Source organism: Streptomyces sp. NPDC041970 (assembly GCF_055588985.1).
In genome coordinates this window covers 14,474-39,544 of the sequence record NZ_JBVJCD010000054.1, presented here as the reverse complement: position 1 = coordinate 39,544, position 25,071 = coordinate 14,474, and the positions used below count along the sequence as shown (strand labels likewise).

Below are 25,071 nucleotides of genomic sequence, written 5' to 3'. Positions count from 1 at the left end.
AAGGGCGCGGCCAAGGTCGCCCACCTCGCGTACACCTACGTGATCAACGACGCCCCGCCCCCCCCCCCCCCCCCCCCCTCCCCCACCCCCCCCCCCCCCCCCCCCCCCCCCCCGGCCGACTGCTTGCGCCCGTATCGTTGAAGTCCCGAGCCAACCCGCCACCGTCGATGCAGAGAGGCGCCGAGCAATGGTGCAGATCAAGACCCCCGAGCAGATCGCCAAGATGCGCGAGGCGGGCCTGGTGGTCGCCGCCATTCACGCCGCCACCCGCGAGGCGGCCGTCCCCGGCGCCACCACCAAGGACCTGGACCAGGTCGCCCGCAAGGTGATCGCCGACCACGGGGCGAAGTCGAACTTCCTCGGCTACGGCGGGTTCCCCGCGACCATCTGCACCTCGGTCAACGAGGTCGTCGTCCACGGCATCCCCGACGACACGACGGTCCTCAAGGACGGCGACATCATCTCGATCGACGCCGGCGCGATCGTGGACGGCTGGCACGGCGACGCCGCGTACACGGCCTTCGTCGGCACCGGGCACGCCCCGGAGCTGGTGGAGCTGTCCCGCGTGACCGAGGAGTCGATGTGGGCCGGGATCGCCGCGATGCGGGTGAACAACCGCCTCGTCGACATCTCCAAGGCGATCGAGTCCTACATCCGCCGCCAGCCCCGCCCGGCGACCGGCAAGTACGGGATCATCGAGGACTACGGCGGCCACGGCATCGGCACCGAGATGCACATGGACCCGCACCTGCTGAACTACGTCTCCCGCAAGCGCGGCAAGGGCATCAAGCTGGTTCCGGGCGTCTGCCTGGCGATCGAGCCGATGGTCTCGCTGGGCACCGCGCGCACGGAGGTCCTGAGCGACGACTGGACGGTCATCACGACGGACGGCACCTGGTCCTCGCACTGGGAGCACTCCGTCGCGCTGACGGAGGCGGGCCCGCTGGTCCTGACCGCGCCGGACTGCGGCCGGGCCAAGCTCGCGGAGTACGGCGTCGAGGCGGCGCCCGACCCCCTGGGCTGATCGGGGTTCCGCACGCAAGCCCCGGCGCGGCGAGGTCTAAGGATCACCCGAGCTGGGCAGACTTGACGGATTCGTCTTTTGGAGTCCGCTGACGTAGACTGACTCGTCGGCTCTCGTGCATCCGTGTGCCCGCATTCCAGCGCGCGGTGAGCAAGAGCCGATCAAGGTAGCCGATTCGAAAGGCGAAGCGTGGCCAAGAAGCAAGGTGCCATCGAGATTGAGGGCACCGTGATCGAGTCCCTCCCGAACGCAATGTTCAAGGTGGAGCTCCAGAACGGTCACAAGGTCCTGGCGCACATCAGCGGCAAGATGCGGATGCACTACATCCGCATCCTCCCGGACGACCGGGTCGTGGTGGAGCTGTCTCCGTACGACCTGACGCGCGGCCGGATCGTCTACCGCTACAAGTAGATCTTGCCGGCACCCCGTTTCGGCGGGTGATGGCACTGACCCGGAGAACCTGACATCCCATGAAGGTCAAGCCGAGCGTCAAGAAGATCTGCGACAAGTGCAAGGTGATCCGCCGTCACGGCCGGGTCATGGTCATCTGCGACAACCTGCGCCACAAGCAGCGCCAGGGCTGACGCACGACCGCCTGCATCTCGCAGCTCTTCGCGCGACGCACGTAATACGTACATACGCAGGGCCCGTCCAAGCCACGGCTGACGACACCTCCGGCGGGGGCCGGGGACCCGGACGTACCACCGCTCCGCGTGAGCGGTCGGCGGTCGGGAGCGGCGCTGCGGAAGACCCCCGATCTAACAACTGGAGCCATTGAATGGCACGCGTTTCAGGTGTTGACATCCCGCGCGAAAAGCGCGTGGAGGTTGCCCTCACCTACGTCTTCGGCATCGGGCGCACCCGGTCCAAGGAGATCCTCGCCACCACCGGCGTGAACCCGAACACCCGCGTTCGCGACCTGGCCGAGGAAGACCTCGTCAAGATCCGCGAGTACGTGGACGCCAACCTCCGCACCGAGGGCGACCTGCGCCGCGAGATCCAGGGCGACATCCGCCGGAAGATCGAGATCGGCTGCTACCAGGGCATCCGCCACCGCCGCGGTCTGCCGGTCCACGGCCAGCGCACCAGCACGAACGCGCGTACCCGCAAGGGCCCGCGTCGCGCCATCGCCGGCAAGAAGAAGCCGGGCAAGAAGTAGTCCTCAGCGGACGCACTGCGGACGTCCGGTTCCCCGGACCCCGCAGCAACCAGCGGTCTTCGCTGTAGGACCGATCACCTCCCCTCTCCATCTGGAGTCAAGACATGCCCCCCAAGGGTCGTCAGGGCGCAGCCAAGAAGGTGCGTCGCAAGGAAAAGAAGAACGTCGCTCACGGCCACGCGCACATCAAGAGCACGTTCAACAACACCATCGTCTCGATCACGGACCCTTCGGGCAACGTGATCTCCTGGGCCTCCGCCGGCCACGTCGGCTTCAAGGGCTCGCGCAAGTCCACCCCCTTCGCCGCGCAGATGGCCGCCGAGTCGGCCGCCCGCCGCGCGCAGGAGCACGGGATGCGCAAGGTCGACGTCTTCGTCAAGGGTCCCGGCTCCGGCCGTGAGACCGCGATCCGCTCCCTGCAGGCCACGGGCCTGGAGGTCGGTTCGATCCAGGACGTCACCCCGACGCCGCACAACGGCTGCCGTCCGCCGAAGCGTCGCCGCGTCTGATCCGCCACGGCCGGTGACGGCCGTGCGTCAGGAGCGCCGGGTCCGGGCGGTACACCCCTTCGGGGGCGTACCGCCCGTACCCTTGTCACATATGTCGGGCATCAAATAGTGGGTGCCCACGACTGAAGGATCACCCCATGCTTATCGCTCAGCGTCCGTCGCTGACCGAAGAGGTCGTCGACGAGTTCCGCTCCCGGTTCGTGATCGAGCCGCTGGAGCCGGGCTTCGGCTACACCCTCGGCAACTCCCTGCGCCGCACCCTCCTCTCCTCGATCCCCGGCGCCGCTGTCACCAGCATCCGGATCGACGGCGTCCTGCACGAGTTCACCACCGTGCCGGGCGTCAAGGAGGACGTCACCGACCTGATCCTCAACATCAAGCAGCTCGTCGTCTCCTCGGAGCACGACGAGCCGGTCGTGATGTACCTGCGCAAGCAGGGTCCCGGTCTGGTCACCGCCGCCGACATCGCCCCGCCGGCCGGTGTCGAGGTCCACAACCCGGACCTCGTCCTCGCCACCCTGAACGGCAAGGGCAAGCTGGAGATGGAGCTGACCGTCGAGCGCGGTCGCGGCTACGTCTCCGCCGTCCAGAACAAGCAGGTCGGTCAGGAGATCGGGCGCATCCCGGTCGACTCGATCTACTCGCCGGTGCTCAAGGTCACGTACAAGGTCGAGGCGACCCGTGTCGAGCAGCGCACCGACTTCGACAAGCTGATCGTCGACGTCGAGACCAAGCAGGCCATGCGTCCCCGTGACGCCATGGCGTCGGCCGGCAAGACCCTGGTCGAGCTGTTCGGCCTGGCGCGCGAGCTCAACATCGACGCCGAGGGCATCGACATGGGCCCGTCCCCGACGGACGCCGCGCTCGCCGCCGATCTGGCGCTGCCGATCGAGGAGCTGGAGCTGACGGTCCGCTCGTACAACTGCCTCAAGCGCGAGGGCATCCACTCCGTGGGTGAGCTGGTCGCCCGTTCCGAGGCGGACCTGCTCGACATCCGCAACTTCGGCGCCAAGTCGATCGACGAGGTCAAGGCGAAGCTGGCCGGTATGGGCCTCGCGCTCAAGGACTCGCCTCCCGGCTTCGACCCGACCGCCGCCGCCGACGCCTTCGGCGCGGACGACGACGCGGACGCCGGTTTCGTGGAGACCGAGCAGTACTGAGCAGTACCCGCACGACTTCCGTGAGGCGTCCGCTTCGCGGGAACTGACACCGGTACCTGATACGGCCGGTGCAGCACACAAGGAGAATCACCATGCCGCGTCCCGCAAAGGGTGCCCGTCTGGGCGGCAGCGCCGCGCACGAGCGTCTGCTCCTCGCCAACCTGGCGAAGTCGCTGTTCGAGCACGGCCGCATCACGACGACCGAGGCCAAGGCCCGCCGCCTGCGTCCGGTCGCCGAGCGCCTCGTCACCAAGGCGAAGAAGGGCGACATCCACAACCGTCGCCTGGTGCTGCAGACGATCACGGACAAGAGCATCGTGCACACGCTGTTCACCGAGATCGCTCCCCGGTACGAGAACCGCCCCGGTGGTTACACGCGTATCACCAAGATCGGCAACCGTCGCGGCGACAACGCCCCGATGGCGGTCATCGAGCTGGTCGAGGCGCTGACCGTGGCCCAGCAGGCCACCGGTGAGGCCGAGGCCGCCACGAAGCGCGCGGTCAAGGAAGACGACCTCAAGAAGGACGAGGCCCCCGCGGCCGAGACCGCCGAGGACGCCAAGCCGGCCGACGACGCGGAGTCCAAGGACGCCTGAGCGTTCCAGCGACCACGGAACGGGCCCGCATCACCCTTCGGGGCGGTGCGGGCCCGTTCTGCTGAGCAGGGTTCGAGAGGATACGCGGGTGAGTGACGAGGCGGAGCCCGGTTGCGTACGGGTGCGACTGGACCTGTCCTACGACGGCAGGGACTTCTCCGGCTGGGCGAAGCAGACCAGCCGGCGCACGGTCCAGGGCGAGATCGAGGACGCGCTGCGGACGGTGACCCGGTCGCCGGTGGCGTACGACCTGACGGTGGCGGGCCGCACGGACGCCGGGGTGCACGCGCGCGGCCAGGTGGCGCACGTGGACCTGCCGGAGGCGGTGTGGGCGGAGCACGAGGAGAAGCTGCTGCGGCGGCTGGCGGGGCGGCTCCCGCCGGACGTGCGGATCTGGCGGGCGGCCCCGGCCCCGGCCGGGTTCAACGCGCGCTTCTCCGCGCTGTGGCGGCGGTACGCCTACCGGGTGGGGGACCGGCCCGGCGGGGTGGACCCGCTGACGCGCGGCCATGTGCTGTGGCACGACCGGCCGTTGGACGTGGACGCGATGAACGAGGCGGCCGCGCTGATGGTGGGCGAGCACGACTTCGCCGCGTACTGCAAGAAGCGCGAGGGCGCGACGACCATCCGTACGCTCCAGAAGCTGCGGTGGGTGCGGGACGAGGACTCGGGCGTGCTCACCGCGACCGTGCAGGCCGACGCGTTCTGCCACAACATGGTGCGCGCGCTGATCGGCGCGGCGCTGTTCGTGGGCGACGGGCGGCGTCCGGCCGACTGGCCCGCCGAGGTGCTGGCGGCGAGGGTGCGCGACCCGGCGGTGCACGTGGTGCGGCCGCACGGGCTGACGCTGGAGGAGGTCGCCTATCCGGCGGACGCGTTGCTGGCCGCGCGGGCCGAGGAGGCCCGCAACGTCAGGACGCTGCCGGGGGCGGGGTGCTGCTGAGGCGGTCGCGACGGCGGCGGCTGCCGCGGGCCTCGCGCACGAAGTGGCGTGCGAAGGCGGTGGCGCCCCAGAGGGCCAGGACGTTGACCAGCGCCCCGGCCCCCTGGAGCAGCGGGGCGAGGAGGCCGGCCCCGGCCTCCCCGCCGACCGCGCCGTCCCCGACGAGCAGGACCAGGGGGTAGACCACGGTGACCAGCACCACGGTGGAGCCGGGGAAGGCGGCCAGGGCCGTCGGCGTCTCGCCGGCCGCCGGGCGCCCGGCGATCTCGTGGGCCAGGGCGGCGGCCGTGACCAGGCCGACGTAGCCGGCGGCGAGGAGGCGGGCTCGGCTCCGGAGGACGGGGTGGCTCATGGGGTACGCCTTTCGCGCGGTGGTGCGGAGCGGGCGCGCGGGGCCCAGGCCCGTCCGCCCCGGAGCGGGTCAGGCGTTCGGGGCCGCGGCCGCCCGGGCGGCCTGGACCTGGCCCCGGCGGTGGATCTGGTGGAAGGCGAAGGTCGCCAGGTCGTCGCCGACCGCGTAGACGCCCTTGTCGGAAGGGGTGACGCGCCGGCCGTCCTGGAAGCCGCCGATGGTGAAGTAGGCGTAGCGGCCGTAGGAGTTGGCGGTGCGGCGGCAGACCGTGCCGCCCCGGCAGAAGGTGTCGACGCCCTGGCCGCTGAGGGAGGCGAGGCCGCCCGCGGCCTGGGCGACGGTCCTCTTCGCGCGGGCCTCCGTCTCCAGGACGGCGATGCCCACCGTGACCGCGACCCCGTCCTTGCGGTAGGTGGCGCGGATGAGTTGCTCGCAGCCGTTGTCCGTGAGGATCGCGCCGAGGGCGCCCTGGGTGCCCGCCGCGCAGTTCGCGGTGCGGTGCGTCGCGCCCTTGAGGTGGACGCGGCCGCCCACCGTGAGCTTCCTGCCGGGGAAGAAGCCGTCGACGGTGATCGGCGCCCGGTCCTTCTCGGCGCTGGATATGTAGTCCTTCGGGTCCGGCGGGGGCGGCGGCGCGACGGAGGAGAAGGAGGGCGCGGGCGCGGCGGTGTCCTCCGGGACCCCGGCGGGACCCGGCAGGTGGCTCGCGCCCGTGTCCGCCCGGCCCCCGCCGCCGTCCGTGGCGACGACGGCGGTGGCCACGATCGCGCCGACGACGACGGTGGCCAGCGCGCCGCCGCCGACCATCAGCAGCTTCCTGCGGCGGGCGCGTGCCGCGGACTCCTCCGCCAGCGCCGCCCAGTCCGGAGTCCCGCCGCCTCCCGGCCCCCAGGAGGGCCCCCCTTGCCCAAAGCTCATGGGCGCATCCTAGGGCTTCGCGAAACCGGTTGGGCCTGGGCTTCGCGGACCGTGACAATGCTCGGTATGGGACATCTGGAAGCGGGCCACCTGGAGTACTACCTACCGGACGGGCGGGTGCTGCTCGGCGACGCCTCGTTCCGGGTGGCCGACGGAGCCGTCGTCGCCCTCGTCGGGGCGAACGGGGCGGGCAAGACGACGCTGCTGCGGCTGCTCGCCGGGGAGATCCAGCCGCACGGCGGCTCGGTCTCGGTGAGCGGCGGGCTGGGGGTGATGCCGCAGTTCGTGGGCTCGGTGCGGGACGAGCGGACCGTGCGCGACCTCCTGGTCTCCGTCGCGCAGCCGCGCATCCGGGAGGCGGCGAAGGCGGTGGACGCGGCCGAGGAGAGGATCCTGACCGTCGACGACGAGGCCGCGCAGATGGCGTACGCGCAGGCGCTGAGCGACTGGGCCGAGGCGCGCGGCTACGAGGCCGAGACCGTCTGGGACATGTGCACGATGGCCGCGCTGGGCGTCCCGTACGAGAAGGCGCAGTGGCGCGAGGTGCGCACGCTCAGCGGCGGCGAGCAGAAGCGGCTGGTGCTGGAGGCGCTGCTGCGCGGGCCCGACGAGGTGCTGCTGCTGGACGAGCCGGACAACTACCTGGACGTGCCGGGGAAGCGGTGGCTGGAGGCGAAGCTGAAGGAGACCCGCAAGACGGTCCTCTTCGTCTCGCACGACCGCGAGCTGCTCTCCCGCGCCGCCGAGAAGATCGTCAGCGTGGAGCCGAGCCCGGCGGGCAGCGACGTGTGGGTGCACGGCGGCGGCTTCGCCACGTACCACCAGGCGCGCAAGGAGCGGTTCGCCCGGTTCGAGGAGCTGCTGCGGCGCTGGGAGGAGGAGCACGCCCGGCTGAAGGCGCTCGTCCTGCGGATGCGGCAGCAGGCGGCGAACAGCCCCGACATGGCCAACCGCTACCACGCGATGCAGACCCGCTTCAAGAAGTTCGAGGAGGCGGGCCCGCCGCCGGAGCCGCCGCGCGAGCAGGACATCCGGATGCGGCTGCGCGGCGGGCGGACCGGGGTGCGGGCGGTCACCTGCGAGGGCCTGGAGCTGACCGGGCTGATGAAGCCGTTCGACCTGGAGGTCTACTACGGGGAGCGGGTCGCGGTCCTCGGTTCGAACGGGTCGGGCAAGTCGCACTTCCTGCGGCTGCTGGCGGGGGAGCCGGTGGCGCACACCGGCGCGTGGAAGCTCGGCGCGCGGGTCGTGCCGGGGCACTTCGCCCAGACGCACGCCCATCCGGAGCTGCTGGGCAGGACGCTGGTGGAGATCCTCTGGTCCGAGCACGCCAAGGACCGGGGCGGGGCGATGTCGGTGCTGCGGCGGTACGAGCTGGAGCGCCAGGGGGACCAGCCCTTCGAGCGGCTGTCCGGCGGCCAGCAGGCCCGCTTCCAGATCCTGCTGCTGGAGCTGGCGGGCACCACCGCGCTGCTCCTGGACGAGCCGACGGACAACCTGGACCTGGAGTCGGCGGAGGCGTTGCAGGACGGCCTGGAAGTGTACGACGGCACGGTGCTGGCCGTCACGCACGACCGGTGGTTCGCGAAGTCCTTCGACCGCTACCTGGTCTTCGGGTCGGACGGGGTGGTCCGGGAGACGGCGGAGCCGGTGTGGGACGAGCGGCGGGTGGAACGGGCCCGGTGAGCGGGGAACCGGGGCCCGTTTTGACCCGTGTGGGGGCCGACCGGTAGTCTTCTGGTTTGTTATGCGTATCGGCTGCGTCGTCATGACGCGAAGGGCCCATACGTAGGTTCTCTGGAGCAGTTACCAGTGGCTCGCATACGGGCGCCGTTCCCGGCACTGTGGGCCCAAGCTGCATGATCGCTTCAGGGGTGCCATGTGTCTGGACCTCATCCACTGAAGAAGCGAAGGCTACGAAGTGCGTACGTACAGCCCCAAGCCCGGCGATGTCACTCGCCAGTGGCACATCATCGACGCGCAGGACATCGTCCTGGGCCGTCTGGCCACCACGGCTGCGAACCTCCTCCGAGGCAAGCACAAGGCGATCTACGCCCCCCACATGGACATGGGCGACTTCGTCATCATCATCAACGCCGACAAGGTGCACCTGTCCGGCAACAAGAAGACCCAGAAGATGGCGTACCGCCACTCGGGCTTCCCGGGCGGTCTCCGTTCGGTGCGCTACGACGAGCTGCTCTCGAAGAACCCCGAGAAGGCCGTCGAGAAGGCGATCAAGGGCATGATCCCCAAGAACACCCTGGGCCGTCAGATGCTCTCGAAGCTGAAGGTGTACGCGGGTGACCAGCACCCGCACGCTGCTCAGCAGCCGGTCCCGTTCGAGATCACCCAGGTCGCGCAGTAGTTCCGGCCTCCCCCTAAGACATTCAGAAAGATCTGAGGAGCATCGTGGCCGAGACCACTGTTGAGACGACCGCCGACGACACGGTGGGCACCGAGGGCGAGGAGACCTTCGCCGAGGTGACCACGTTCGAGTCGGAGGTTCCCGTCGAGGGCGAGTACACCAGCGAGTCCCTCGCCGGCCGCTTCGGCGACCCGCAGCCCGCGGCCGGCCTGGGCCGCCGCAAGAACGCCATCGCCCGCGTCCGGATCGTTCCGGGCACCGGCAAGTGGAAGATCAACGGTCGCACCCTTGAGGACTACTTCCCCAACAAGGTGCACCAGCAGGAAGTCAACGAGCCCTTCAAGGTGCTCGAGCTCGACGGCCGCTACGACGTCATCGCCCGCATCTCGGGTGGCGGCGTCTCCGGTCAGGCCGGCGCCCTGCGCCTCGGCGTGGCCCGCGCGCTGAACGAGGCGGACGTGGACAACAACCGCGCCACGCTGAAGAAGGCCGGCTTCCTCTCCCGCGACGACCGTGCGGTCGAGCGCAAGAAGGCCGGTCTCAAGAAGGCCCGCAAGGCCCCGCAGTACAGCAAGCGCTAAACACTGCCTGCTCGACTGTCACGTTCGCCCCGGCAGCACGCTCCGTGCTGCTGGGGCGTTCGTCTATCGGCGCCCGTGGGCGTATAACGGCAGGGGACGTTCATCGGCCGCGGGGTCCGCGGGGTGATGGACGGCGTCACGCATTCCGCGGGCCGGCCCCGCCGCCCGCCGTTCCCTTCTGTGCTTTTCGGCGGGCCCGCCGCTTTGCCCGTCGGGTTTCTCAGTTCTTTTGCTTTGCTGTGACGTGTGGTTTCGGAGCACTTTCGGAGGACATCAGTGGGACGACTCTTCGGTACGGACGGAGTGCGCGGCGTCGCCAACGCCGATCTGACGGCTGAGCTGGCGCTCGGGCTCTCGGTGGCGGCGGCGCATGTGCTCGCGGAGGCGGGCACCTTCGCGGGCCATCGCCCGACCGCTGTGGTGGGACGAGATCCGCGGGCGTCCGGAGAGTTCCTGGAGGCCGCCGTCGTGGCGGGCCTGGCCAGTGCCGGGGTGGACGTGCTCCGCGTCGGCGTGCTGCCGACGCCGGCCGTGGCGTACCTGACCGGCGTGCTCGGCGCGGACATCGGCGTGATGCTGTCGGCCAGCCACAACGCGATGCCCGACAACGGCGTCAAGTTCTTCGCCCGCGGCGGCCACAAGCTCGCCGACGAGCTGGAGGACCGTATCGAGACGGTCTACGAGCAGCACCGCACGGGTGAGCCCTGGGCCCGCCCGACCGGTGCGGGCGTCGGCCGGGTCACCGACTACGCAGAGGGCTTCGACCGGTACGTGGCCCACCTCATCGCGGTCCTCCCCAACCGGCTCGACGGCCTGAAGGTGGTCCTGGACGAGGCGCACGGCGCCGCCGCCCGCGTCTCGCCCGAGGCGTTCGCGCGGGCCGGGGCGGAGGTCGTCACCATCGGCGCCGACCCGGACGGCCTGAACATCAACGACGGCTGCGGCTCCACCCACCTGGAGCTGCTGCGCGCCGCCGTCGTGGAGCACGGGGCGGACCTCGGCATCGCGCACGACGGCGACGCCGACCGCTGCCTCGCCGTGGACGCGGCGGGCGAGGAGGTCGACGGCGACCAGATCCTCGCCGTGCTGGCCCTCGCGATGCGGGAGGCCGGTCACCTGCGCAAGGACACGGTCGTCGGCACGGTGATGTCGAACCTCGGCTTCAAGATGGCGATGGAGCGCGAGGGCATCCACCTCGTGCAGACGGCCGTGGGCGACCGCTACGTCCTGGAGTCGATGAAGGCCGAGGGGTACGCGCTCGGCGGCGAGCAGTCGGGCCACGTCATCGTCCTGGACCACGCCACCACCGGCGACGGCACCCTGACCGGCCTGATGCTGGCCGCGCGGGTCGCCGCGACCGGCCGCAGCCTCGCCGAGCTGGCCGGGGTCATGCGCCGCCTGCCGCAGGTCCTGGTCAACGTGCGGGACGTCGACAAGTCGCGGGTGGACACCTCCGCCGAGCTGGCCGCCGCGGTGACCGACGCGGAACGCGAGCTGGGCGACACCGGGCGCGTGCTGCTGCGCCCGTCCGGCACGGAGCCGCTGGTCCGCGTCATGGTCGAGGCGGCCGACATCGAGCAGGCGCGCGCCGTCGCGGGCCGTCTGGCCGACGTGGTGAAGTCCGCGCTCGGCTAGGGGGCCCGGCGGATCGGGGCCGGACGGGCCGCGGTGTCCGGTGCGGTGCACCGCACGGCGCTGGAACGCCCTCGTCGCGGAGCGATTGGGGTGTTTCGGCAACGCCGCGAGGCGCCGTGCCAGGCGCCGCGGACCCGGTCAGGATCCGCCGGACGCCCCCCAGGGCCCCTCGTGGGGATCACGCCGGGCTGGTGAGGTCCGGTCACGCCGGGCTGGTGGGGTCCGGCCTGATCGGGACGGAGGCCCCCCTGGGGGCGATCCGCTCCGGCCGCGTGCGGGGGGCCTCCGTGAGCCCTGGGGAGGCCCCCCCGGCCCGTGGAGGCCCCGTACGCGTGTGCGGCGGCCGTGCGGGGCGTGGGCGGGGTCCGGCGGGCCCGAGGAGGTTCCCGTACGCGCGTCCGGAGCCCTGCGGCGACTGCGGGCGCGTGCGGGCCCGTCGCGCGCCGGTACGGAGGCGACCGCTCCCGTCAGGAGGCCGGTCCGCGCTTGCCGCCCGTAGCGCCCGTGGAGGCGTTCCGGCGGCCGGGGCGGCCCCTGCGGCGCTGGGCCGACCACAGGCCCTTCTGGACCAGCAGCGTCAGCGTGCCCGCGAGGATGATCCCGCCGAGGTTGGCGAGCAGTTGCTGGATCGAGCCGCTGGTCTGCGTGTACTCCCCGTAGCTGAAGGCGACCGCCGCGTTGGCCGCCGCCGGGACCGTCGTCACCGAGATCGCCACGCCGATCAGGGCCCCGGACTTCGCCGAGGTGAGCGAGAGCGTCCCGGCGACGCCGGCCAGGAGCGCCACCACGAACGACATCCAGTCCGGGTGCCAGATGAACCCGGTGTTGGGCCGGGCCCGGTCGACCATCTCCCGGTCGAAGAGCCCGAAGGCGTCCAGCAGCCAGGCGAAGCCCGAGGTGATGACCAGGGCGAGTGCGAAGCCGCCGATCAGCGCCCACAGCGAGCGCCCCACCAGGCGCGGCGCGCGCTGGACCAGGGCGGTGGAGATCCCGGCCAGCGGGCCGAACTCCGGGCCGACGGCCATCGCGCCCACGATGAGGATCGCGTTGTCGAGCATCACCCCGCAGGCGGCGAGCATCGTGGCGACGGAGAGGAAGGCGACGTAGGTGACGCTGAACGTCGACTCCTCGTGCGTCGCCTCCGTCAGCTCCTCCCACAGCACCGCGTCCGCGCCCTCGCCCGGCGCCTCGCGCTCGGCCTCCTCGGCGCGCGCGGAGAGCGTCAGGTCCTGGGACTCGACGGCGATCGACCCGGTCTCGTCGACGCCCATCCGGCGCAGCGCGCCGATCAGCTCGTCGCCGGCCTCCCGCGCCACGTCGCAGAGGACCACGTCCCCGACGGGGTCGCGGGCGGCGCCGGGCAGGACCACCAGGTGGGCGGTGCCGACGGTGGACTCCAGGAGGGAGACGACTCCGTCCGTGGCGTCGGCGGGCACGATCAGACGCAGGTGCAGCACGCGGCGGCCACCCTCCCGTGTGCGGTGAACGACATCAGAGTTTGCGCAGGGACAGTCTCTGGACCTTGTGGTCCGCTCCCTTGCGGAGCACCAGAGTGGCACGGCCGCGCGTCGGAGCGACGTTCTCCAGCAGATTCGGCTTGTTGATGGTCCGCCACATGGTGCGCGCGTACTCCAGGGCCTCCTCCTCGGAGACCTGCGTGTACTTGCGGAAGTACGAGGACGGGTCCTGGAACGCCGTGTCGCGCAGCTTGCGGAAGCGGCTGAGGTACCAGGTCTCGATGTCCTCGGCGCGGGCGTCCACGTACACGCTGAAGTCGAAGTAGTCGGCGAGCCCGACCCTGGTGCGGCCGTCCTTGCCGGGCAGCGCGGGCTGGAGGACGTTGAGGCCCTCGACGATGAGGATGTCGGGGCGGCGCACGGTGAGCCGTTCGCCGGGGACGATGTCGTAGATCAGGTGGGAGTAGACGGGGGCGGTCACCTCGTCCTTGCCCGCCTTGATGTCGGCGACGAAGCGGGTCAGGGCGCGCCGGTCGTAGGACTCCGGGAACCCCTTGCGGGAGGTCAGGCCGCGCGCGGTCAGCTCCTTCATCGGCAGCAGGAACCCGTCCGTGGTGACCAGCTCGACGCTCGGGTGCTCCGGCCAGCGGGCCAGCAGCGCCTGGAGGATGCGGGCGCTGGTGGACTTGCCGACGGCGACGCTGCCCGCGACCCCTATGACGAACGGGGTTCCGCGCTGGGCGCCGTGCCCGTTCCCGGCGTCCCCGAGGAAGGTGTTCAGCGCGCCGCGCAGCCCGGACGTCGCCTGGACGTAGAGGTTGAGGAGCCGGGAGAGCGGCAGGTAGACGTCCCGTACCTCGTCCAGGTCGATGACGTCGCCCAGACCCCGCAGCCGCTCCACCTCCTCGGCGGTCAGCGGCAGCGGCGTCCGGTCCCGCAGAGCGCTCCACTCGTCGCGCGAGAGGTCGACGTAGGGGGTCGGCGCGTGCTCGGTGCGACGGTGGGGGCTCCGTGCGGGTGAGGTGATCACCTCTTCATTGTTACGGGAGTTTTAACGCGGCGGGGGGTGGGCTCGGTCACGTGGGTACGCCGGACGGGTCGGCGCCGCCCGATGGGACCGGTGGCCCCGGCTGCCCGGCTGCCCGCCCGGACTCCGGGGAAGGCCCCGGCGCCGGGATCCGGCTCACGCACCGGAGAGGCCCCAGGATGCCTTCGCAATCCGGTGGAAGGCGCCGCACGCTTCCCGGACGGCTCCGCACCCTCCTCTTGACCGACGCCTTTGACCGACGCCGTCAGCCGCCGAGCAATGCCGCGGCTTCCCGGCGCGCTTCGCCGAGCCAGTCGGCGCGCTGCCGGTGCGTCGAGTCGGTGACCGTACGGAAGACGACTCGGCGGACGTCGTCGACCCCGACGTACGGAAGCACGCACGCGGCCCAGACGCGTTGCAGCGGGTCGCCGAACTCGTCCTGCTCACGGTCCGCGGGCGTGTCCGAGGTGTTCAGGACGAGCGCCCGCCCCGCCCGGAGCAGCCCCGCGGGCTTTCCGTCGGCGGTGCCCAGCTTGTACGCGACGCCGGGAACGAGGACCCGTTGCACCCATCCGCCGAGGACGGCCGGCGGCATACCCCACCAGTTGGGGTGGATGAACGCCAGGCCGTCGAGCGACGGCACTTCGGCGCGGTGCAGGGCCAGTTGGGCGTCCGTACAGGGCTCCGCGGCCTGGACCGTCTCCGTCTCCCCGGCGGTCAGCAGGGGGGAGAACCCCTCCGCATACAGGTCGTGCGCGAACACCTCCGCTCCCCGGCCCCGCAGTTCGTCGACGACCGCGTCGAACAGCGCGTGATTGAAACTGTCGGGGCGCGGGTGTGCGAGATAGACGCCGATACGCATGTGCTGCTGATCCCCCGGAATGGTGTGGGCCGGTGCCGGCCACGCGGTGGCCCTCTCATCGGATGGTAGGCCCCCGACACGTCCGCGCTTCAGCCCCGTCGTCTTCTTCGGCGCACCGGGGACGGCTCCTCCGGGCGCCCGTGTCTGTCCCAGCGGTAGGAGTGCGGGCCGGAGCGCGCCGCTGGGGATCTCGGTCCCGTGCGGCGCGTTCCGGCCGCCTACTCAGCGCTGTGACGCGCAGGCGACGAAGTCCGTCCAGGCGGCGGGGGTGAAGCCGGGCTGGGGGCCTTCGACGGGGGGCTGCTTCCGAATCGCGTACGTGGATGGTTGTCGGGGCGGTTGCGACCTCGACGCACTCAGAACCGTCGTTGGTGGCACGGGACAGTTCACCGTCCAGCTCTCCGCCACCCGCCGGGGGCCCGCCTCGCCCGTCTGCTCGCGACCGGGCAACTGAGGTCCTGGGGGCTGCCGCTGGAGGACGCGAGCCTGGTCATCGGTGAACTGGCGTCCAACGCGGCGCCGCACGGGTGCGTCGAGGGGCGGGACTTCCGCCTCATGGTGCACGTGTACGGCGACACGCTGCGTATCGAGGTCGCCGACGCGCGCGGCGCGTGCCTGCCGTGCCCGCGGGAGCCGTCCGACGAAGCGGAGGGCGGGCGCGGACTGCTGCTCGTGGAGGCGTTGTCGGCGCGGTGGGGTACGGAGGACGGGCCCTTCCCCCGGAAGACGGTCTGGGCCGAACTGGCGCTCACCGGATCGTGACCGCCGCGACCCGGTGGACCGGGTTCCGGTGGACCGTGTCGTGGTCGACCGGGGCGTGGCGCTCCGCGACGTAAAAGGCTTTTCAGTACGGGGAAAAGAACTTCTCCCCACCCCACCCGGCCGGTTGCGACCTGCGGGATGCGGGCGCGGAGGTGCTGTCACTCGCGCGGGTGAGGTTTGCCAACGGAGCTGGATTTCGCGCCGGTTCGGTGGCATATGCTCACGCTCACCACCAGACATGAGACGGCCCCCGGCCGGGACTGGCATCCCGATCGAGGGCCTGACCAACGAGGAAGTAAGCCCCTTCCTGATGGATACCCAGCAGATTAGCGCGCCCTCGCGCCTCCCGTCCGCCGGTGTCGTGCACATCAACGTGCGGCTCACCGACGGCTTCACGGTGATCTCCAACAGGCTCTCCCAGCGCCGGGACATGTCCCTGCTGGCGATCGGCCTCGGCACGCACATCCAGTCCCTGCCCAACGGGGCCAGGATCGGCACGAAGGTGCTGGCCGCGATCTTCCCGGAGAGCGAGGCGCGGATCGCCGCCGCCCTGCGCGAGTTGGAGCACCACGGCTTCCTGCGCCGCATCCGCGAACGCGTCCGGGGCGGGCGGATCGCCACGCGTACGGAGTTCTACAACCACCCGGAGGCGGCGGCGCGGCACGCGAGGGGGGCGGGGCGCGCGCCCGTCACACCTGCGCCCGCCGCTGCCGTTGCGCCCGCGCCGCCTGCGCCTGCACCGCCTGCGCCTGCGCCTGCACCTGCACCGCCTGCACCTGCACCGCCTGCGGCCGCCGCTGCCTTCGCGTCCGCGCCGCTTGCGGCTTCCGCTGCCCTTGCGCCCGTGCCAGGCGCCGCGCACGCGGGTGGCGGGCTGCGGGCACCACGTGCGGCGTCGGCGCGGCGCGGGATGTCCGCGCCTGTGCCTCGTGGGGCGTCCGGGTCGCGGGTGTCGCCCGCGCCCGCGCCCGCGCCGTGCGGGGCGTCCGTGCCTGCGCCGTGCGGGGCGTCCGTGCCTGCGCCGCGTGGGGCGGCCGTACGGCGGACCGCAGCCGCACCCGCGTCCGTACGGGAGGTTGTGCCCGCGTCCGTACGGGGGGTCGCGCCCGCGTCCGTACGGGAGGCCGCGCCCCCGCCCGTACGGGGGACCGGGCCCGATGCCCGGCCGGGGTGGGGAGCCGTTCCGGTCCGAGAGCCCGAGCCCGTACGGGAGGCCGGGCCGCGCCGTGTGCCGGCGCCCACCGCGCCCAAGCCGCCGCCCCCGCCGCTGCCTGCCCCGTCCGCCCCCACCGCCGCGTTGCTGGACGAGGCCGCCGAGCTGCTCGCCGGGCTCCGGCGCACCGCGCCCCTGTTCGTCCTCTCCGAGGCGGACGTGCGGCGGCTGGCCCCGGAGTGGCGGCCTGGCTCGAACGCGGGATGCGCCCGGAGGCGGTCCGGGCCGCGCTCACCGACGACCCGCCCGTACCCCTGCGCCACCCGGCGAAGCTGCTGCGGCACCGCCTCGTCGCGCTCCTGCCGCCACCCCTGCCCGCCGCCCCGCCGGTCGTGCCCCTCCAGACCTGCGAGGACTGCGACCGAGCCTTACGCTCCCCCCTGCCGGGGCTCTGCGGCGACTGCCGCAGGACCCGCGCCCACGAGGCCGAGTCGGCTCTCGCGGGGGTGTGAGGGCGGCGGCCGGCGCGCCTGGAGCGTGGCGTCAGCCGATCCGTGACCCGTGGGAGACCGGAATGCCGTGCCGCTCCCCGACCTGCTCACGCCTCGCGTGCAACGCCCGACACCATGAGGTGGACCGGTCGGGGTGAAGGGAAAACCTCGCGTGCCGTCCGCGGAGAGGCGAGCCGGGCTTTCGCCGCTGTCCCGGACTCGTGCAGGGCGTGCAGCACCGGCTTGACGCCGACAGCGTTCACCACGAGGTAGTTCTCGTGAGGAGTCTGACGAAAAACACCTGTATCGATTCCGTGCATGGCGTGCGGTGAAACAGTCAAATGAAGTGCCTGAAAGCGACCGTAACCCCATCAGCCCTGCCCGCTCTGGGTGTTCGCCCGCAACCTGGTAAAATAGCGCGGTGACCCTTGCCGCTGTCTCTCGTCATCATCAGATGCCCTGGAAGTCCGCTGGTACGCGAAGTGTTCCGCAGGCTTTCCCCTACCAGGGCAGTAAGCGGGCGCTCGCGGGCCAGATCCTTTCCCTCTTCCCTGAAGGGGGCGCCCCCCGGCTGGTGGAGCCTTTCGCGGGCTCGGCGGCCATTTCCGTGGCGGCGCTGCATTACGGTCTGGTGGAAACGGCCTACATCTCGGACGTCAATGGTCCGCTCATGGGGTTGTGGAAGCTCATCATCGATGATCCCCACCACCTCATCGCGGAGTACACCCGCATGTGGAACGAACAGCTCGACGACCCCCGTGCGTATTTCCTTGAGGCGCGCGATGCGTTCAACGTCGGTAAGCAGCCGGAGATCCTTCTCTATCTCCTGTGCCGCTGCGTCAAGGCCGCTGTCCGCTACAGCCAGAAGACCGGCGACTTCAACCAGGGGGCGGACCACCGCCGTCTGGGTGCGAAGCCCGACAACATGGCGGAGCGCATCAGGCAGGCCTCCGCCATCGTGCAGGGCTCGGCCATCGCCACGTCCTCCTACGAAGATCCCCTGGTCAACGCCTCGCCCGACGAGCTGGTGTACATGGACCCGCCGTATCAGGGGACGAGCGGGGTGCCCGACCACCGCTATCTGAAGGGCCTCCAGCGGGACGCGTTCACCGAAACGCTCCAGCGGGCGGTGGACAACAAGGTGTCCTTCATCGCGTCGTACGACATGGTCACCGATGACGACAGGTACGGCTCCTCCCTGCCGGAGGAACTGGGGCTCACCCACCGCCACGTCGTCGCGGGCGTTTCGTCGCAGGCGACGCTGATGGGCAAGCGGCAGATGACCACCGAATCCCTGTACCTCTCCCCGGCGCTCGTGGAACGCCTCGGTGGGGTCGATGTCATCGACGACCGCCTGGGGGCGGGCCTTTCCGCGGAAGCGGCACTGTTCTGACGGTCGAATTCGGAGTTTTGGGGTCTTGTGCCCGATAGGGGCAGCTCGATCAATCCGCTGAGGTCCTCACTTACTTCTGCGAAGTGATTCCCTTCCGTTACGATCGGCCGCATGTCCGACCATGCCCCGGTTCCGCTCAGTGACGCCCAGATCGCCTGGCTGCGCCAACTCAAGATGTCCAAACGGGCCGCTCTGGTCCGTGACCATATTCTGGAACACGGTTCCGTCACTACTGGCACGTTGGCCGAACTGGGCTACAACCACCCGCCGCGTGCCGCACGCGACCTGAAGGACGCGGGAGCGGGCGTCGTCACGGTCATGGTCAAGGGGCCGGACGGCCGGCGTATGGCGAGTTACGCGTTCAACGGCACGGCCAACGAGAACGGCGCCGGTCGTGTGGTCATCCCCAAGCAATTCGGCGAGGCGCTGAAGAAGGCACACGCCTATCGGTGCGCCATCTGCTCCGGTGAGTTCGCCGGACGCGAACTCCAGTGCGACCACCGGGTGCCTTTCGCCGTCGCGGGCGACAAGCCGGACATGCGCGCGGAGGACTTCATGCCGGTCTGCGCCTCGGACAACCGCGCCAAGTCCTGGTCCTGCGAGCACTGCCCGAACTGGGAAGCCAAGGTCGAGGAGACCTGTCTGTCGTGCTTCTGGGCGTACCCGGAGCACTACACGCATGTCGCCATGCGCCCGGAACGGCGTATCCACCTCGTCTTCCAGGGGGACGAGGTGGAGGTGGCCGACGGGCTCAAAGCGGTGGCGTCCGCCGCCGGTGTCTCGGTCGCCGAGGCGGCGAAGCGGAGGCTGCGGTCCGCCCCGTAGTCCCGCGGGGCGCGCCTCCGCGGCCCGGTCGCCGCATACGCGGAAAAAACTTCGGGCGGTGTGTCGATCCGTCCCGGTCCCGTTCGTCGTCATCGTGTAGGGCCCGAACAGCGGGCGCGAGAGACGAACGACAGGATTCGATCATGAAGTACATGCTGCTGATCCACAGTGGGGCCGCCGACGAGCAGGGCGGTGCGCCGCAGTGCACCGTCGAGGACTGGATGGCGTACGACAAGGCCGTGCGCGACGCGGGCGTCTTCGTCTCCGGGGAGTCGCTGGCCGACCTGGTGACCGCGACCACCGTGCGGGTGTCCCCGGCGGGTGAGCGGACGGTGACGGACGGGCCGTACGCGGAGACGCGGGAGCTGTTGGGGGGCTTCCTCGTGATCGACGTGCCCGACCTCGACGCCGCCCTCGACTGGGCGGCGCGCTGCCCCGGCTCGCGGGACGGCGGCTCGGTCGTCGTCCGGCCGGTCGCGGACTTCGGGGCCTGACACCGTGACGGGCGGCGGCGCGGCGCGGGACGGGGCCGGTGCGCCGGGCTCGGGGGACCCCCGCGCGCCGGGCGGGGGAGCCTGCCCGTCCGGTACGGGATCGGCGCACGGGGGAGCCGGCCCGTCCGGTAGGGGACCGGCGCACGGGGGAGCCGGCGCGGGGGCCTCGGCGGAGGCGGTGGAGGCGGTGTTCCGGGAGGAGCGTGGGCTGTTGCTCGCCTCCCTAGTCCGCCGCTTCGGGGACCTCGACCTGGCCGAGGAGGTGACGTCCGAGGCGATCGAGGCCGCCCTGCTCCACTGGCCCGCCGAGGGCGTCCCCTCCCGGCCGGGGGCCTGGCTGCTGACGACCGCCCGGCGCCGGGCGGTCGACCGGCTGCGGCGGGACCGGGCGTACGCCGCCCGGCTCGCCGTCCTCCAGGCCGACGCGGAACGGGCCGAGCCCGCCCCGGCGGCCGACGCCGCCACCGGGCTCGGCGGACTGCCGGACGAACGGCTCCAGTTGTTCTTCACCTGCGCCCACCCCGCCCTCGCCGCCGAGGACCGCACCGCCCTCACCCTGCGCTGCCTCGCCGGGCTCACCACACCCGAGGTCGCGCGGGCCTTCCTCGTGCCGACGCCGACCATGGCCCAGCGCATCGTGCGGGCCAAGAAGAAGATCCGCGAGGCCCGGATCCCGTTCCGGGTGCCCGGCCCCGACGAGCTGCCGGGGCGGCTGCCGGGGGTGCTCCAGGTCGTGTACTCGGTCTTCACGGAGGGGTACGCGGCCAGTTCCGGCCCCCGGCTCCAGCGGTTGGACCTGGCCGAGGAGGCGATCCGGCTGGCCCGGATACTGCACCGCCTGCTCCCCGCCGAACGAGAGGCCGCCGGGCTCCTCGCGCTGCTGCTCCTGGTCCACGCCCGGCGCGACGCGCGCAGCGGGCCGGACGGCGAGCCGGTCCTGCTCGACGCCCAGGACCGGGGGCGCTGGGACCGGGCGATGATCGAGGAGGGCCGCGCGCTGGTGGTCGCGGCGCTGACCGGCGGTCCGGCCGGGCCGTACGGGGTGCAGGCCGCCATCGCCGCCCTGCACGACGAGGCGCCGGACGTGGCGGCCACGGACTGGCCGCAGATCGTGGCCCTGTACGACGTGCTGCTCATCCTCGCCCCGTCCCCCGTGGTGGCGGTGAACCGCGCCGTGGCGGTGGCGATGCGGGACGGGCCCGAGGCGGGATTGGCGCTGCTGGACGCGTTGGCGGGGGAGCCGAGGCTGCGCGCGTACCAGCCGTACCACGCGGCGCGGGGGGATCTGCTGAGCCGGTTGGGGCGGCGGGAGGCGGCGGCGGCCGCGTACCGGGAGGCGCTGGCCGTGGCGGGCCCCGAGCCGGAGCGGCGCGCGCTGCGGCGGAAGCTGGCCGAGGAGGAGGAGGAGGGGGAGGGGGAGGGGCCGCCCGGAGCGCCGGGCGCGTGAGGGCGGCAGGGGGCGGCGCGTGAGGGGGCGGCGGGGGCGTACGGTGCCCCGGCGTGCGCGGTGGGTGCCGCCGCCGGTCCGGCGTGCGCGGGCGACCGCCTCCGGCTCGGCGTACGCGGTGGGCGTCCGTGCCCCGGCGTGCGCGGTGGGTTCCGCGCCCGGTCCGGCGTACGCGGTGGGTTCCGCGCCCGGTCCGGCGTGCGCGGCGGCTTCCGCCCCCCGGTCCGGCGTGCGCGGGCGACCGCCTCCGACTCGGCGTACGCGGTGGGCGTCCGTGGCCTGGCGTACGCGGTGGCTGCCGCCCCCAGTCCGGCGTGCGCGGGCGACCACCCCGGTCCGGCGTACGCAGTAGCCACCCCCGGCTCGGCGCACCCCCGGTGGCCGGAACCGCATTCTTGACCTGACCACGACAACACACGATCCTGTGCCCGTCGCACAGCTCCACCCCCCACCCCGACGGACTCAGGAGACTGCCAGTATGCGACTCGTCACCGCACGGACACCCCGGCCGACGAAGGCCAGACGCAAAGCCGTTCTCGCCGTCCTGCTCGCCCTCGGCCTGGCGGCACCCGCCACCGCCGTGGCCACCGCCGAGACCTCCGCCCCGAACGCGGCCGTCGCCGCGGACGAGCGGACGCTCCAGTACGAGATCACCGGGCGCACCACCCCCGCCGCCCGCACCGAGATCGCCCGCGCGGGCGTCTCGATCGACGAGGTGCACGACCACGGCGTGGTCATCACCGCGGACGCCGCCCAGGCCCGCAAGCTCCGGGCCCGCGGCCACGTGCTGGAGGCGCTGCCCGCCCCGGCCGCCGAACCGCACGCGGGGGACGGCGTCGGCGTCCTCGACTTCCCGTCCGCCGACTCCCGCTACCACAACTACGCCGAGATGAGCGCGGCGATCGACGCGCGCATCGCCGCCAACCCCTCGATCATGAGCAAGCGCGTCATCGGCAAGACGTACCAGGGCCGGGACATCGTCGCGGTCAAGATCAGCGACAACGTGGCCACCGACGAGGCCGAGCCCGAGGTCCTGTTCACCTCCCATCAGCACGCCCGCGAGCACCTGACCGTCGAGATGGCGCTCTACCTGCTCCGCGAGCTGGGCCAGGGCTACGGGACCGATCCCCGGATCACCCAGGCGGTCAACGGCCGTGAGCTGTGGGTCGTGCCGGACATCAACCCGGACGGCGGCGAGTACGACATCGCCTCCGGCTCGTACCGCAGTTGGCGCAAGAACCGGCAGCCCAACTCCGGCTCGACCGCCGTGGGGACCGACCTCAACCGCAACTGGGCCTACCAGTGGGGCTGCTGCGGCGGCTCCTCCACCAGCCCCTCGTCGGAGACCTACCGCGGCCGGGCGGCCGAGTCCGCGCCCGAGACGAAGGTCGTGGCGGACTTCGTCCGCAGCCGGGTGGTCGGCGGGAAGCAGCAGATCACCGCCGCGATCGACTTCCACACCTACAGCGAGCTGGTGCTGTGGCCCTTCGGGTACACGTACAACGACACCGCCCCCGGCATGACGGCCGACGACCGCAACGCGTTCGCCGCCGTGGGCCGCAAGATGGCCGCGAGCAACGGCTACACGCCCGAGCAGTCCAGTGACCTCTACATCACCGACGGGTCGATCGACGACTGGCTGTGGGGCTCGCAGAGGATCTTCGGCTACACCTTCGAGATGTACCCCGGCTCGGCCTCCGGCGGCGGGTTCTACCCGCCCGACGAGGTGATCGAGCGGGAGACCGCGCGCAACCGGGACGCGGTGCTCCAACTGATCGAGAACGCGGACTGCATGTACCGGTCGATCGGCAAGGAGGCGCAGTACTGCTCCTGACGGGCTGACCTGCCCGCGACGCGGCCCCCGGCGCACGCCGGGGGCCGCACCGGCGTGCGCGGGCGCGGGAGCGGGCCCACCACCGGCCGTCCCCCTCCGGGCGCGTCACGGGCCCGGAGGTCCTGGGCCGTGCGGGGCATGGGGCGACGACTCGTGCACCACCGACATTCCTCCTGCGGAGCGCCTGCGGCCGTATGGTGCCGTTATGTGCGGAATCGTGGGTTATGTCGGTGAGCAGTCGGCGCAGGACGTCGTCCTCTCAGGTCTCAAGCGCCTCGAATACCGGGGCTACGACTCGGCGGGCGTCGCCGTCCTCGCCGACGGCGGACTCGCCGCCGCGAAGAAGGCGGGCAAACTCGTCAACCTGGAGAAGGAGTTGGCGCTGCGGCCCCTGCCCGCCGGGCGGACCGGCATCGGGCACACCCGCTGGGCGACCCACGGCGCGCCCACCGACGCCAACGCCCACCCGCACCTGGACAACGCGGGCCGGGTCGCCGTCGTCCACAACGGGATCATCGAGAACTTCGCGGCCCTGCGGCGCGAGCTGACGGGGCGCGGGCACGCGTTGGAGTCGGAGACGGACACCGAGGTCGTCGCGCACCTGCTGGCCGAGGCGTTCTCGGCGGGCGGGGACCTCGCGGACGCCATGCGCCGGGTGTGCCGGCGGTTGGAGGGGGCCTTCACCCTGGTGGCCGTCCACGCCGACCAGCCGGGCACGGTCGTCGGGGCCCGGCGCAACTCGCCGCTCGTCGTGGGCGTGGGCCGGGGGGAGTGGTTCCTCGCCTCCGACGTCGCCGCGTTCATCGCGCACACCCGGACCGCGATCGAGCTGGGCCAGGACCAGGTCGTCGAGCTGAGCCGCGAGGGCGTCGCCGTCACCGGGTTCGACGGGGACCCCGCCCCGGTGCGCGAGTACCACGTGGACTGGGACGCGTCCGCCGCCGAGAAGGGCGGATACGCCTCCTTCATGCTCAAGGAGATCGCCGACCAGCCGCGCGCCGTCGCCGACACCCTCCTCGGCCGGATCGACGGCCAGGGCGAGCTGCGCCTCGACGAGGTGCGCCTGGCCCCCGCCGAGCTGCGCGAGGTCGACAAGGTCGTCATCGTCGCCTGCGGGACCGCCTTCCACGCCGGGATGATCGCCAAGTACGCCATCGAGCACTGGACCCGGCTGCCCTGCGAGACCGAGCTGGCCAGCGAGTTCCGCTACCGGGACCCGATCCTGGACCACCGCACCCTGGTCGTCGCCATCTCGCAGTCCGGGGAGACCATGGACACCCTCATGGCGCTGCGGCACGCCCGCGAACAGGGCGCCAAGGTGCTCGCCATCTGCAACACCAACGGCTCGACCATCCCCAGGGAGTCCGACGCCGTCCTCTACACCCACGCCGGGCCCGAGGTCGCCGTCGCCTCCACGAAGGCGTTCCTCACCCAGCTCGTCGCCTGCTACCTCGTGGCGCTCTACCTCGGCCAACTGCGCGGCACCAAGTGGGGCGACGAGATCCGCACCGTGGTGCGGCGGCTCTCCGCCGTCCCCGGCGAGGTCGAACGGGTCCTCGCGACCATGGAGCCGGTCCGCGAGCTGGCCCGGTCCCTCGCCCACCACGACACCGTCCTCTTCCTCGGCCGCCACGTCGGCTACCCGGTCGCCCTGGAAGGCGCGCTCAAGCTCAAGGAACTCGCCTACATGCACGCCGAGGGCTTCGCGGCCGGCGAGCTGAAGCACGGGCCGATCGCGCTCGTCGAGAAGGGCCTGCCGGTGGTCGTCGTCGTCCCCTCGCCGCGCGGGCGGTCCGTGCTGCACGACAAGATCGTCTCGAACATCCAGGAGATCCGGGCGCGCGGCGCACGCACCATCGTCGTCGCCGAGGAGGGCGACGAGGCCGTCGTCCCGTACGCCGACCACCTCATCACCGTCCCCGCAACGCCTACGCTGCTTCAGCCGCTGGTCGCCACCGTGCCCCTCCAGGTCTTCGCCTGCGAGCTGGCGACGGCCCGCGGCAACGAAGTGGACCAGCCGCGCAATCTGGCGAAGTCCGTGACCGTGGAGTGACCGGGGGCCGCCCCGGTCCGGAGACCGACAG

25 protein-coding genes and 1 pseudogene are annotated in these 25,071 nt (G+C 72.0%); 20 read left to right on the top strand and 6 right to left on the bottom strand.

The window, feature by feature from the left end:
* Nucleotides 1–187 precede the first annotated feature (187 nt).
* The 8 genes from map to truA all read left to right on the top strand — a co-directional run bounded on the left by map (nt 188) and on the right by truA (nt 5,391).
* Nucleotides 188–1,024 (top strand): type I methionyl aminopeptidase, encoded by an 837-nt coding sequence (gene map, locus ACZ6EJ_RS22535; RefSeq protein ID WP_469269505.1) that lies wholly within the window; start codon nt 188–190, stop codon nt 1,022–1,024.
* 189 nt (nt 1,025–1,213) lie between these two features.
* Nucleotides 1,214–1,435 (top strand): translation initiation factor IF-1, encoded by a 222-nt coding sequence (gene infA, locus ACZ6EJ_RS22530; RefSeq protein ID WP_003956442.1) that lies wholly within the window; start codon nt 1,214–1,216, stop codon nt 1,433–1,435.
* A gap of 59 nt (nt 1,436–1,494) precedes the next feature.
* The gene (rpmJ, locus tag ACZ6EJ_RS22525; RefSeq protein WP_003956441.1) at nt 1,495–1,608 is read left to right on the top strand and encodes a 50S ribosomal protein L36; all 114 of its coding nucleotides are present in this window, start codon (nt 1,495–1,497) and stop codon (nt 1,606–1,608) included.
* 194 nt (nt 1,609–1,802) lie between these two features.
* Nucleotides 1,803–2,183 carry a 30S ribosomal protein S13 gene (rpsM, locus tag ACZ6EJ_RS22520; RefSeq protein WP_014047799.1) on the top strand — a complete coding sequence of 127 codons (381 nt, stop codon included), beginning with the start codon at nt 1,803–1,805 and terminating at the stop codon, nt 2,181–2,183.
* A 104-nt stretch (nt 2,184–2,287) separates the two neighbouring features.
* Nucleotides 2,288–2,692, top strand: a complete 405-nt coding sequence (gene rpsK / locus ACZ6EJ_RS22515) for a 30S ribosomal protein S11 (protein ID WP_003956432.1) — start codon at nt 2,288–2,290, stop codon at nt 2,690–2,692.
* A 137-nt stretch (nt 2,693–2,829) separates the two neighbouring features.
* On the top strand, nt 2,830–3,852 hold the full coding sequence (locus ACZ6EJ_RS22510) for a DNA-directed RNA polymerase subunit alpha (protein WP_003966937.1): 1,023 nt from the start codon (nt 2,830–2,832) through the stop codon (nt 3,850–3,852).
* A gap of 92 nt (nt 3,853–3,944) precedes the next feature.
* Nucleotides 3,945–4,448 (top strand): 50S ribosomal protein L17, encoded by a 504-nt coding sequence (gene rplQ, locus ACZ6EJ_RS22505; protein ID WP_469269503.1) that lies wholly within the window; start codon nt 3,945–3,947, stop codon nt 4,446–4,448.
* Nucleotides 4,449–4,536: 88 nt separating this feature from the next.
* A complete protein-coding gene (gene truA, locus ACZ6EJ_RS22500) occupies nt 4,537–5,391 on the top strand; it encodes a tRNA pseudouridine(38-40) synthase TruA (RefSeq protein WP_469269502.1) in 855 nt (284 codons plus the stop codon).
* Here the strand turns inward: truA and ACZ6EJ_RS22495 are convergent.
* Nucleotides 5,360–5,743: a hypothetical protein gene (locus tag ACZ6EJ_RS22495; protein ID WP_469269500.1), complete on the bottom strand. Its 384-nt coding sequence runs from the start codon at nt 5,741–5,743 to the stop codon at nt 5,360–5,362. The genes truA and ACZ6EJ_RS22495 overlap by 32 nt on opposite strands.
* 69 nt (nt 5,744–5,812) lie before the next feature.
* Nucleotides 5,813–6,661 carry a hypothetical protein gene (locus ACZ6EJ_RS22490; protein WP_469269498.1) on the bottom strand — a complete coding sequence of 283 codons (849 nt, stop codon included), beginning with the start codon at nt 6,659–6,661 and terminating at the stop codon, nt 5,813–5,815.
* 66 nt (nt 6,662–6,727) lie between these two features.
* On the opposite strand from ACZ6EJ_RS22490, the gene ACZ6EJ_RS22485 reads away from it, so the two are divergent.
* The 4 genes from ACZ6EJ_RS22485 (at nt 6,728) to glmM (ending at nt 11,242) form a co-directional block, all read left to right on the top strand.
* On the top strand, nt 6,728–8,347 hold the full coding sequence (locus ACZ6EJ_RS22485; RefSeq protein ID WP_469269497.1) for an ABC-F family ATP-binding cassette domain-containing protein: 1,620 nt from the start codon (nt 6,728–6,730) through the stop codon (nt 8,345–8,347).
* A 235-nt stretch (nt 8,348–8,582) separates the two neighbouring features.
* On the top strand, nt 8,583–9,026 hold the full coding sequence (gene rplM, locus ACZ6EJ_RS22480; protein ID WP_018960214.1) for a 50S ribosomal protein L13: 444 nt from the start codon (nt 8,583–8,585) through the stop codon (nt 9,024–9,026).
* A 44-nt stretch (nt 9,027–9,070) separates the two neighbouring features.
* On the top strand, nt 9,071–9,607 hold the full coding sequence (gene rpsI / locus ACZ6EJ_RS22475) for a 30S ribosomal protein S9 (RefSeq protein ID WP_006126903.1): 537 nt from the start codon (nt 9,071–9,073) through the stop codon (nt 9,605–9,607).
* 276 nt (nt 9,608–9,883) lie between these two features.
* Complete coding sequence (glmM, locus tag ACZ6EJ_RS22470; protein WP_469269496.1) at nt 9,884–11,242, top strand: phosphoglucosamine mutase; 1,359 nt, start codon at nt 9,884–9,886, stop codon at nt 11,240–11,242.
* Nucleotides 11,243–11,709: 467 nt separating this feature from the next.
* Here the strand turns inward: glmM and ACZ6EJ_RS22465 are convergent, their stop codons facing one another.
* The 4 genes from ACZ6EJ_RS22465 to ACZ6EJ_RS22450 all read right to left on the bottom strand — a co-directional run bounded on the left by ACZ6EJ_RS22465 (nt 11,710) and on the right by ACZ6EJ_RS22450 (nt 14,973).
* A complete protein-coding gene (locus tag ACZ6EJ_RS22465) occupies nt 11,710–12,699 on the bottom strand; it encodes a DUF389 domain-containing protein (protein ID WP_469269495.1) in 990 nt (329 codons plus the stop codon).
* Nucleotides 12,700–12,733: 34 nt separating this feature from the next.
* Nucleotides 12,734–13,729 (bottom strand): type I pantothenate kinase, encoded by a 996-nt coding sequence (gene coaA, locus ACZ6EJ_RS22460; protein ID WP_469269494.1) that lies wholly within the window; start codon nt 13,727–13,729, stop codon nt 12,734–12,736.
* 262 nt (nt 13,730–13,991) lie between these two features.
* On the bottom strand, nt 13,992–14,588 hold the full coding sequence (locus tag ACZ6EJ_RS22455) for an NAD(P)H-dependent oxidoreductase (RefSeq protein ID WP_469269492.1): 597 nt from the start codon (nt 14,586–14,588) through the stop codon (nt 13,992–13,994).
* Nucleotides 14,589–14,643: 55 nt separating this feature from the next.
* Nucleotides 14,644–14,973 (bottom strand): DUF397 domain-containing protein, encoded by a 330-nt coding sequence (locus ACZ6EJ_RS22450; protein WP_469269507.1) that lies wholly within the window; start codon nt 14,971–14,973, stop codon nt 14,644–14,646.
* On the opposite strand from ACZ6EJ_RS22450, the pseudogene ACZ6EJ_RS22445 reads away from it, so the two are divergent.
* The 8 genes and pseudogenes from ACZ6EJ_RS22445 to glmS all read left to right on the top strand — a co-directional run bounded on the left by ACZ6EJ_RS22445 (nt 14,908) and on the right by glmS (nt 25,040).
* Nucleotides 14,908–15,350 (top strand): annotated as a pseudogene (locus tag ACZ6EJ_RS22445) (ATP-binding protein). The gene ACZ6EJ_RS22450 and the pseudogene ACZ6EJ_RS22445 overlap by 66 nt on opposite strands.
* Nucleotides 15,351–16,742: 1,392 nt before the next feature.
* Nucleotides 16,743–17,015, top strand: coding sequence for a hypothetical protein (locus tag ACZ6EJ_RS22440; RefSeq protein ID WP_469269491.1), 273 nt, complete (start codon nt 16,743–16,745; stop codon nt 17,013–17,015).
* 400 nt (nt 17,016–17,415) lie between these two features.
* Nucleotides 17,416–18,387: a DNA adenine methylase gene (locus ACZ6EJ_RS22435; RefSeq protein ID WP_469269489.1), complete on the top strand. Its 972-nt coding sequence runs from the start codon at nt 17,416–17,418 to the stop codon at nt 18,385–18,387.
* A gap of 111 nt (nt 18,388–18,498) precedes the next feature.
* The gene (locus tag ACZ6EJ_RS22430; protein ID WP_469269487.1) at nt 18,499–19,212 is read left to right on the top strand and encodes an HNH endonuclease signature motif containing protein; all 714 of its coding nucleotides are present in this window, start codon (nt 18,499–18,501) and stop codon (nt 19,210–19,212) included.
* Nucleotides 19,213–19,355: 143 nt separating this feature from the next.
* Entirely contained in the window at nt 19,356–19,706 is a 351-nt protein-coding gene (locus ACZ6EJ_RS22425) for a YciI family protein (protein WP_469269485.1), read from the top strand.
* A 178-nt stretch (nt 19,707–19,884) separates the two neighbouring features.
* Nucleotides 19,885–21,153, top strand: a complete 1,269-nt coding sequence (locus ACZ6EJ_RS22420; protein WP_469269483.1) for an RNA polymerase sigma factor — start codon at nt 19,885–19,887, stop codon at nt 21,151–21,153.
* A 478-nt stretch (nt 21,154–21,631) separates the two neighbouring features.
* Nucleotides 21,632–22,987, top strand: coding sequence for a M14 family metallopeptidase (locus ACZ6EJ_RS22415; RefSeq protein ID WP_469269482.1), 1,356 nt, complete (start codon nt 21,632–21,634; stop codon nt 22,985–22,987).
* A 205-nt stretch (nt 22,988–23,192) separates the two neighbouring features.
* Complete coding sequence (glmS, locus tag ACZ6EJ_RS22410; RefSeq protein WP_469269481.1) at nt 23,193–25,040, top strand: glutamine--fructose-6-phosphate transaminase (isomerizing); 1,848 nt, start codon at nt 23,193–23,195, stop codon at nt 25,038–25,040.
* Nucleotides 25,041–25,071: the final 31 nt, after the last annotated feature.